At 74.0% G+C, this 6,857-nt stretch carries 8 protein-coding genes; 5 read left to right on the top strand and 3 right to left on the bottom strand.

Annotated elements, in window-relative coordinates; genetic code table 11:
• Window positions 1–444: 444 nt before the first annotated feature.
• The gene (locus ACFC0Z_RS31190) at window positions 445–1,374 is read right to left on the bottom strand and encodes a DUF3027 domain-containing protein (protein WP_376445069.1); all 930 of its coding nucleotides are present in this window, start codon (window positions 1,372–1,374) and stop codon (window positions 445–447) included.
• 436 nt (window positions 1,375–1,810) lie between these two features.
• On the opposite strand from ACFC0Z_RS31190, the gene ACFC0Z_RS31185 reads away from it, so the two are divergent.
• The 4 genes from ACFC0Z_RS31185 to ACFC0Z_RS31170 all read left to right on the top strand — a co-directional run bounded on the left by ACFC0Z_RS31185 (window position 1,811) and on the right by ACFC0Z_RS31170 (window position 5,431).
• Entirely contained in the window at window positions 1,811–3,211 is a 1,401-nt protein-coding gene (locus tag ACFC0Z_RS31185) for an MFS transporter (protein WP_376445066.1), read from the top strand.
• 144 nt (window positions 3,212–3,355) lie between these two features.
• Window positions 3,356–3,835, top strand: coding sequence for a DUF2771 domain-containing protein (locus ACFC0Z_RS31180; protein ID WP_376445064.1), 480 nt, complete (start codon window positions 3,356–3,358; stop codon window positions 3,833–3,835).
• A 7-nt stretch (window positions 3,836–3,842) separates the two neighbouring features.
• Window positions 3,843–4,586, top strand: coding sequence for a futalosine hydrolase (locus ACFC0Z_RS31175; RefSeq protein ID WP_376445062.1), 744 nt, complete (start codon window positions 3,843–3,845; stop codon window positions 4,584–4,586).
• Window positions 4,583–5,431, top strand: coding sequence for a 1,4-dihydroxy-6-naphthoate synthase (locus ACFC0Z_RS31170; RefSeq protein WP_376445059.1), 849 nt, complete (start codon window positions 4,583–4,585; stop codon window positions 5,429–5,431). The genes ACFC0Z_RS31175 and ACFC0Z_RS31170 overlap by 4 nt, the downstream gene beginning before the upstream one ends.
• A 6-nt stretch (window positions 5,432–5,437) precedes the next feature.
• Here the strand turns inward: ACFC0Z_RS31170 and ACFC0Z_RS31165 are convergent, their stop codons facing one another.
• Entirely contained in the window at window positions 5,438–5,821 is a 384-nt protein-coding gene (locus ACFC0Z_RS31165; RefSeq protein ID WP_376445056.1) for a cold-shock protein, read from the bottom strand.
• Between the two features lie 134 nt (window positions 5,822–5,955).
• Here ACFC0Z_RS31165 and ACFC0Z_RS31160 point away from each other — a divergent pair, with 134 nt between their 5' ends.
• Window positions 5,956–6,234: a hypothetical protein gene (locus tag ACFC0Z_RS31160; RefSeq protein ID WP_376445053.1), complete on the top strand. Its 279-nt coding sequence runs from the start codon at window positions 5,956–5,958 to the stop codon at window positions 6,232–6,234.
• Here ACFC0Z_RS31160 and ACFC0Z_RS31155 read toward each other — a convergent pair.
• Window positions 6,222–6,851 carry an HAD family hydrolase gene (locus ACFC0Z_RS31155; protein WP_376445051.1) on the bottom strand — a complete coding sequence of 210 codons (630 nt, stop codon included), beginning with the start codon at window positions 6,849–6,851 and terminating at the stop codon, window positions 6,222–6,224. The genes ACFC0Z_RS31160 and ACFC0Z_RS31155 overlap by 13 nt on opposite strands.
• Between the last annotated feature and the right edge of the window lie 6 nt (window positions 6,852–6,857).

Genomic DNA, 6,857 nt, shown 5'->3' with positions numbered 1-6,857 from the left:
CCACACGGAGGTGCGGCCGGGCACCGCCCCGGATGCGGGCACCGCCCGACCGGGGCGGGCGCGCGGTCGGGCCCGGGAGGGGGCGCCGCTCAGCGGGGCGCGTGCCCACACGGAGGTGCGGCCGGGCACCGCCCCGGATGCGGGCACCGCCCGACCGGGGCGGGCGCGCGGTCGGGCCCGGGAGGGGGCGCCGCTCAGCGGGACGAATGCCCACACGGAGGTGCAGCCGGGGCGGGCGCGCGGTCGGGCTTGGGAAGGCGGGCGCCAGCCCAGCCGGGCGCGTGCCCACGCGGAAGGCGCGCCGGGCACCGCCCGGATGCGGGCACCGCCCGGCCGGGGCGGGCGCCCGGCTGGGCTGGCGCCGCTCAGCGGGGCGCGTGTCCACGCGGGGGTGGCGCCGGGGACCTGTCCGGCAGGGGTGGGGGCCCGCAGGGCCCCCAGGGGCTAGGAGTGGCCCAGGTCCTCTACCGTCGCGTCCGGTTCCGTCGTCGAGCCGGAGTCCTTCGACGGGCGGAGGGGGAAGGCGTCCGTGGCCATCGAGTCCAGGACCGGGGGGGCCGGCCTGGGGGGCTTCGGCATGATGGCCGCTTCCGAGTGGCCGCCGCAGCCGTACGCGAGGGAGACGACCCGGCCGTCCGCCGGGGAGAACTCGTTCGCGCAGACGCCGAACGCCTGCTTCAGGGAGCCCGCGATCGGGACCAGGAAGGCGCAGGACTCGCAGGAGGCCGGTGCCGCCTGGGCCATGGGCGTCTTCGCGCCGAACGCCTCGTCCCAGCGGTCCGCCGCCACGTGGAGCCCGTACCGCGAGAGGACTCGCGCCCTGCGCATGCCGAGCTCGTCCGCGACCGACGCGATCGCGCCACGCGACGGCGTGCGGGTGACGACCTCCGCGTCCTCCGCGTCGAGGTGGTCGGCCATCTCCTCGGAGACGACGGAGTTCGGCGGCGGGGTGTCCTCGCCCGTGTAGCCGGGCTCCAGGCGCAGGTCGTCCTGTTCGGTGGGCAGGAGGTCGCCGGGGCCCATGTCGCCGGGGCGCAGGCGCTCGCTCCACGGCACCCACTCGGGGGCGAGGAGGGCGTCCGCGCCGGGCAGCAGGACGGTTTCGTCAAGCGTGACGTTCTTGGCGCGCGATGCGCGCGTCACCGTCACGGCCCAGCGCCAGCCGCGGTAGCCGGGCTCCTTGGATTCGAAGAAGTGCGTGACGACCCGGTCGCCTTCCGCGACGACCTCGACGTGCGCGCCCACGATGCCGGGCGCGGCCGCCTCCTCGGCGGCCTCCCGCGCGAGGTCTACCGCCTCGACGCACAGGCGGTCGGGGGTACGCGTGGCTCGCGGGGTACGCGGGGCACCGCTTCGCGTCGTCGCAGTACTCACAGGTCTCGCTTCTCTCCTACGCCGTCTCTCGGGTGCGCCGGCCGAGGGGCGAAAGCGAAGCCACGGGCGGCGGGCGGAGCGGACCAGAGGGCCGCATCGACGTCCGCGCCCGACTTTGTCTCGCGTGTCTCGGGCACACCTAACGCCATCCATTCTGCGGGATGCCGAAGAGGCGCGCGGCCGAGAACTTCCGCCGGTGACGCGCTACGCACGCTACCCCGTTCCCGGGCCTCCGCCCACCTGCCCGCCCCAAGTGGACCGGATCGCGGAATCCCCGTGCCCGTGTTCCGGGCGGGCGGGGTGTGGCCGAAAGGGACCCAACACGCCTGCCTGCAGGCCCTGGTGAGGGTTCACAGGGTTCTCACGTGACCGTTCGCGACACCCCAGCTCCGCCCGGTCGCGTTCGTCCCGTCCTCGCGTGGGGCACTATGACGGAGTGGCAGCCGCACGGTCCCCCGCACGATCCCACGATCATGCCGGGCCGCTCCGCCGAGCGGGCCGGTCCGTCGGGCGTGCCCTGCACCTGCCCTTCACGGGGACCGCGCGGGGCATCCGCAGGGCCACGCACGCGCACGGCGCCGGGGAGTCCGGGCTCGGGAAGCTGATCGAGCTGCACGCCGTGAACGGCGCCGGGGACGTCATGATCACCGTCGCCCTCGCCTCCACGGTCTTCTTCTCCGTCCCCACCGACGAGGCCCGCGGCCGCGTCGCGCTCTACCTCGCCGTCACCATGGCCCCCTTCGTTCTTCTCGCCCCGGTGATCGGCCCGCTCCTCGACCGCGTCCCGCACGGCCGTCGTGCCGCCATGGCCGGGGCCATGCTCACCCGGGCCGTCCTCGCGATCCTGATGTCGGGGGCCGTGGCCACGGGCGGTCTCGAGCTGTATCCGGCCGCGCTGGGGGTGCTCGTGGCCTCGAAGGCGTACGGGGTGGTGCGCAGTGCGGTCGTGCCTCGGCTGCTCCCACCGGGGTTCTCGCTCGTGAAGGCCAATTCGCGGGTGACGCTGGCCGGGCTCCTCGCCACCGGCATCGCCGCGCCCGTCGGCGCCGGGCTCCAGCTGATCGGGCCGCCCTGGCCGCTGTACGGCGCCTGCGCGCTCTTCGTCCTCGGCGCGTTCTGGGCGTTCCGCATGCCGCACAAGGTCGACTCGGCCAAGGGCGAGCGGCGCGCGCACCTGCTGACCCACGGGGAGAAGAAGCCGAGTCTGCGGACGGTCGGGCCGTCCGTCCTGCACGGGCTTGAGGCGAACGCCGCTCAGCGCATGCTCTCCGGGTTCCTGATCTTCTTCCTGGCCTTCCTGCTCCGGGAGCATCCCCTCCCCGGGCAGAGCGCCGCCGTCTCCCTCGGCATGGTCGCCGTCGCCGCCGGGGTCGGGAACGCCTGCGGCACGGCCGCCGGCTCGCTCCTGCGCGACCGGGGGCACGGACCCGAGGTGATCATCGCCGCCATGATCACCACCGTCTGCGGTACGGCGATCTGTGCCGCGATCTTCTTCGGCGGCCTCATGGTCGCCGTCCTCGGCGCCGTCGCGGGCCTCACCCAGGCCCTCTCCAAGCTCTCCCTCGACGCCCTGATCCAGCGGGACGTGCCCGAGTCCGTCCGCACCTCCGCCTTCGCCCGCTCCGAGACCGCCCTCCAGATGGCCTGGGTCGTCGGCGGCGGGATCGGCATCTCGCTGCCCCTGAACGGCACCCTCGGCATGGCCGTCGCCGCCGGGATCCTGGCGCTCGGCGCCCTCCTCGCCGTACGGGGGCTCCTCGCCGCCGCCCGCCGCCAGCCCCGCGGCGACTCCCGCGGCGACTCCCGCGGCGATTCGCGGCCACGCGTCACCCGGTGACGCGTGGACCGGACACGCGTACCCGTACGTATGGGTGTTTACGGGGCGCACGAGCGCCCTCCGCAGGTCACGCGGCGGTCACCGGGCCGCGGCACGCCGTACCCCCGCGTGGCGCGGGCGCGACGGCCCGATAGCCTTCGGCTCATGACCGTTGCGTTCTTCTCCGGCTCGCGCCGCCGGGCCGCCGTCGCCCTCGGGGCCGTCTCCGCCGGGCTCCTCGTTCTCTCCGCCTGCGACAAGCCGACGCCGATCGCGACCGTGACGGTCGGGACCGACTCGATCCACTCCGAGGCCTCCTGCTACAACGACGGCGACGCCATCAAGGAGTCGCAGATCCAGCAGTGCCTCAACAAGAAGGCCGAGAAGTCCATCACCGTGGCGATGGACGACAAGATCCGCTTCGGGGTCGACCCCGACGTCGCGGACAACGGCTGGACGATCTTCCTCGGCGGCCAGCAGGCCGAGCCCGAGCCCTACAAGAAGACGTACCGGACCATCCCGGCCAGCGCCTTCTTCTCCAGCCAGTCCGGCGAGGCCACCAACGAGACCCAGGTGACCATCGTCGAGAACACCGGCAAGCAGCTCACAGGCATCTGGCACTTCAAGCTCAAGAAGGAATCCTGATCCACGGGTGACAGCCCACCGGATTCTGATCGTGACGGCCGTGGCGGCGGAGGCTGACTCCGTCGCCGCCGGCCTCACCTTCGACACCTCCCCCGAGGTGGCCTCCCTCCCCGGGGGGCTTTCGCTGCGCCGCCACACCCGTGACGGCCTCCTCGTCGACGTGCTCGTCGGCGGGGTCGGGCCCGCCGCCGTCGCCGCCGCCACCGGGACCGCGCTCGCCGTCGCCTCGGCCGAAGGCCCCGGCTACGACCTCCTCGTCTCCGCCGGGATCGCCGGCGGCTTCGCCCCGCACGCCCCCCTCGGCTCCCTCGTCGTCTCCACGGCGATCGTCGCCGCCGACCTCGGCGCCGACACCCCCGACGGGTACCTCCCCGTCGACGCGCTCGGCTTCGGCCGCTCCGTCCACCCCGTGCCCGAGGCGCTCACCGGCCCCTTCGCCGCCGCCCTCGCCGCCGCCGGGCTGCCGCACACCCTCGCGCCCGTCCTCACCGTCTCCACCGTGACCGGCACCGCCGCCCGCGCCGCCGAGCTCGCCGGGCGCCACCCGGCCGCCGCCGCCGAGGCCATGGAGGGCTTCGGGGTCGCCGAGGCCGCCGCCGGGTACGGCGTCCCCGTGATCGAGGTCCGCGCCGTCTCGAACGCCGTCGGGCCGCGCGACCGGGCCGCCTGGCGCATCGGGGACGCCCTGGAAGCGCTGCGGCGCGCCTTCGCGTCGCTCAGCGGGAACTTCTTCGTTCTGGAGTCTTCGTGACCAAGCTGAAGATCGCCTATTCCCCCTGCCCGAACGACACCTTCGTCTTCGACGCCTGGGCCCACGGCCGCGTCCCCGGCGCCCCGCGCCTCGACGTCACCTTCGCCGACATCGACGTCACCAACGGCTGGGCCGAGAGCGGCACCGACGACCACGACGTCCTCAAGGTCTCGTACGCCGTCCTGCCCTGGATCCTCGACGAGTACGCGCTCCTCCCCTGCGGCGGCGCCCTCGGCCGGGGCTGCGGGCCGCTCGTCCTGACGCGCGAGGAGGGCGTGGACCTCACGGGGAAGACCGTCGCCGTACCGAGCGAGCGCTCGACCGCGTACCTGCTCTTCCGGCTCTGGGCGGCCGAGACCGTGCCCGGCGGTGTCGGGAACGTCGTCGTCATGCCGTTCCACGAGATCATGCCCGCCGTCCGTGACGGCAAGGTCGACGCCGGGCTCGTCATCCACGAGGCCCGGTTCACCTACAAGGGTTACGGGCTCCACTGCCTCGCCGACATGGGCGAGCACTGGGAGGCCACCACGGGGCTCCCGATCCCGCTCGGCGCGATCGTCGCCCGCCGGTCCCTCGGCGAGGAGACCCTGCGGGGGCTCGCCGACGCGGCCCGCGCCTCGGTGCGGATGGCCTGGGAAGACCCGGAGGCCTCGCGGCCGTACGTCCTGGAGCACGCCCAGGAGATGGACCCGAAGGTCGCCGACCAGCACATCGGTCTGTACGTGAACGAGTTCACCGCCGACCTCGGCGAGAACGGCTACGCGGCCGTCCGCGGGCTCCTCACGCGCGCGGCGGCCGAGGGACTCGTACCGCCCCTCGGCCCGGACGCGCTGTCGTTCCCGTAGCCCGACTCAGACGTCCAGCTGGTCCGCGACCGCCCGGAGCAGGCCCGCGATCTTCTTGCCCGCGGCCTTCTCCGGGTAGCGTCCCCGCTCAAGCGCCGGCGTGATGTTCTCCAGGAGCGTCGTCAGGTCCTGGACGATCGACGCCAGCTCGTCGGGCTTGCGGCGCTGGGCCGCCGCCACGGACGGGGTCGGGTCGAGGACCGTGACCGAGAGCGCCTGGTCACCGCGCTGACCCGCGACGACACCGAACTCGACCCGCTGGCCCGGCTTCAGCGCCTCGACTCCGGCGGGGAGCACCGAGGAGTGCACGAAGACGTCGCCGCCGTCGTCGCGGGAGAGAAAGCCGAAGCCCTTCTCGGGGTTGAACCATTTGACCTTGCCGGTAGGCACGTCTGTCCTCGTCCTCGTGATCGTCGCTGGGGTGGGCACCCGTCACTGGGTGTGCAGCAGAAGGCTAGTGGTACGGGAAGCACGGGCGAGACGTCGCCGGAGTGTTCCTCAGACCTGGGAACTACCCTGGCCGAATGCGTAACGAAACCCCCGCGGCGGCCGACGACGACAGCGCGCCCGGTGACGGCCTCGTCAAGGCCGGTGTCGTGATCTTCGGCATCGGGGCGGTGGCGACGCTGGTCACCGTGGCTCCGCTGTTCCTCGGAACCGACCCGTTCCCCACCGTCGCGTACACCGTCTCCATGCTCATGGGCGTCGGCTTCGCCGTCGCCGCCGCCGGAGTCCTGCGGTCGATCGCCGCCCAGCGGCGTCAGGCCCGCAAGGCTTCGGCCACCGGCGTTCAGCCGAGGTAGGCCGCCAGCCAGCCGCGGAAGTCCGTCAGGTCCGCGAGGACCACGTCCGCCCCGGCCGCGCGGAGCTCCTCGGGGGCGCACGGGCCGGTCGCGACGGCCACCGAGAGGGCTCCGGCGGTGGCGGCGCCGCGGACGTCTCCCACGTGGTCGCCGACGTACACCTGGGCGCCCTCGGCGCGCAGCGCCTGCGCCTTGCCCTCGGCCCACAGCTCGCCGAAGACGGCGTCGGCGGGGATGCCGAGGTGCTTCAGGTGGAGCTCGGCGTGCGCGCCCTTCTTGGCGGTGACGACGATCGTCCGGCCGCCGGCCTCCCGTACCGCCTCGACCGCGTCCACGGCGCCCGGCAGGGGGAGCGAGGGCTCGATCGCGTACAGCGGGTAGAGCGCGCGGTAGCGGAGGACCATCTCCGGGACGAGCTCCGCCGGGAACCAGTGCGCCATCTCGCGTTCGAGCGGCGGGCCCAGGCGGGAGACGACGAGGTCGGTGTCGATGTCGACGCCGGTCTCGGTGGCGAAGACCTGCCAGGCGGCCTTGATGCCCGGGCGGGTGTCGAGGAGGGTCAGGTCGAGGTCGAAGCCGACGGTGAGGGGGATCTTCGGGGTCGCTGCGGTCGTCATGCGGCC

The sequence above is a fragment of the Streptomyces sp. NPDC056144 genome (assembly GCF_042264145.1).
Taxonomy (GTDB): Bacteria; Actinomycetota; Actinomycetes; order Streptomycetales; family Streptomycetaceae; genus Streptomyces.
Note: the sequence above shows the minus strand (reverse complement) of the source record. Positions and strands in the feature narration are given on the sequence as shown.

Coding starts and splice junctions, on each gene's coding strand:
- ACFC0Z_RS31180 (WP_376445064.1), top strand. CDS start 3,356: ATGACCGTTGCGTTCTTCTCCGGCTCGCGCCGCCGGGCCGCCGTCGCC.
- ACFC0Z_RS31160 (WP_376445053.1), top strand. CDS start 5,956: ATGCGTAACGAAACCCCCGCGGCGGCCGACGACGACAGCGCGCCCGGT.
- ACFC0Z_RS31155 (WP_376445051.1), bottom strand. CDS start 6,851: ATGACGACCGCAGCGACCCCGAAGATCCCCCTCACCGTCGGCTTCGAC.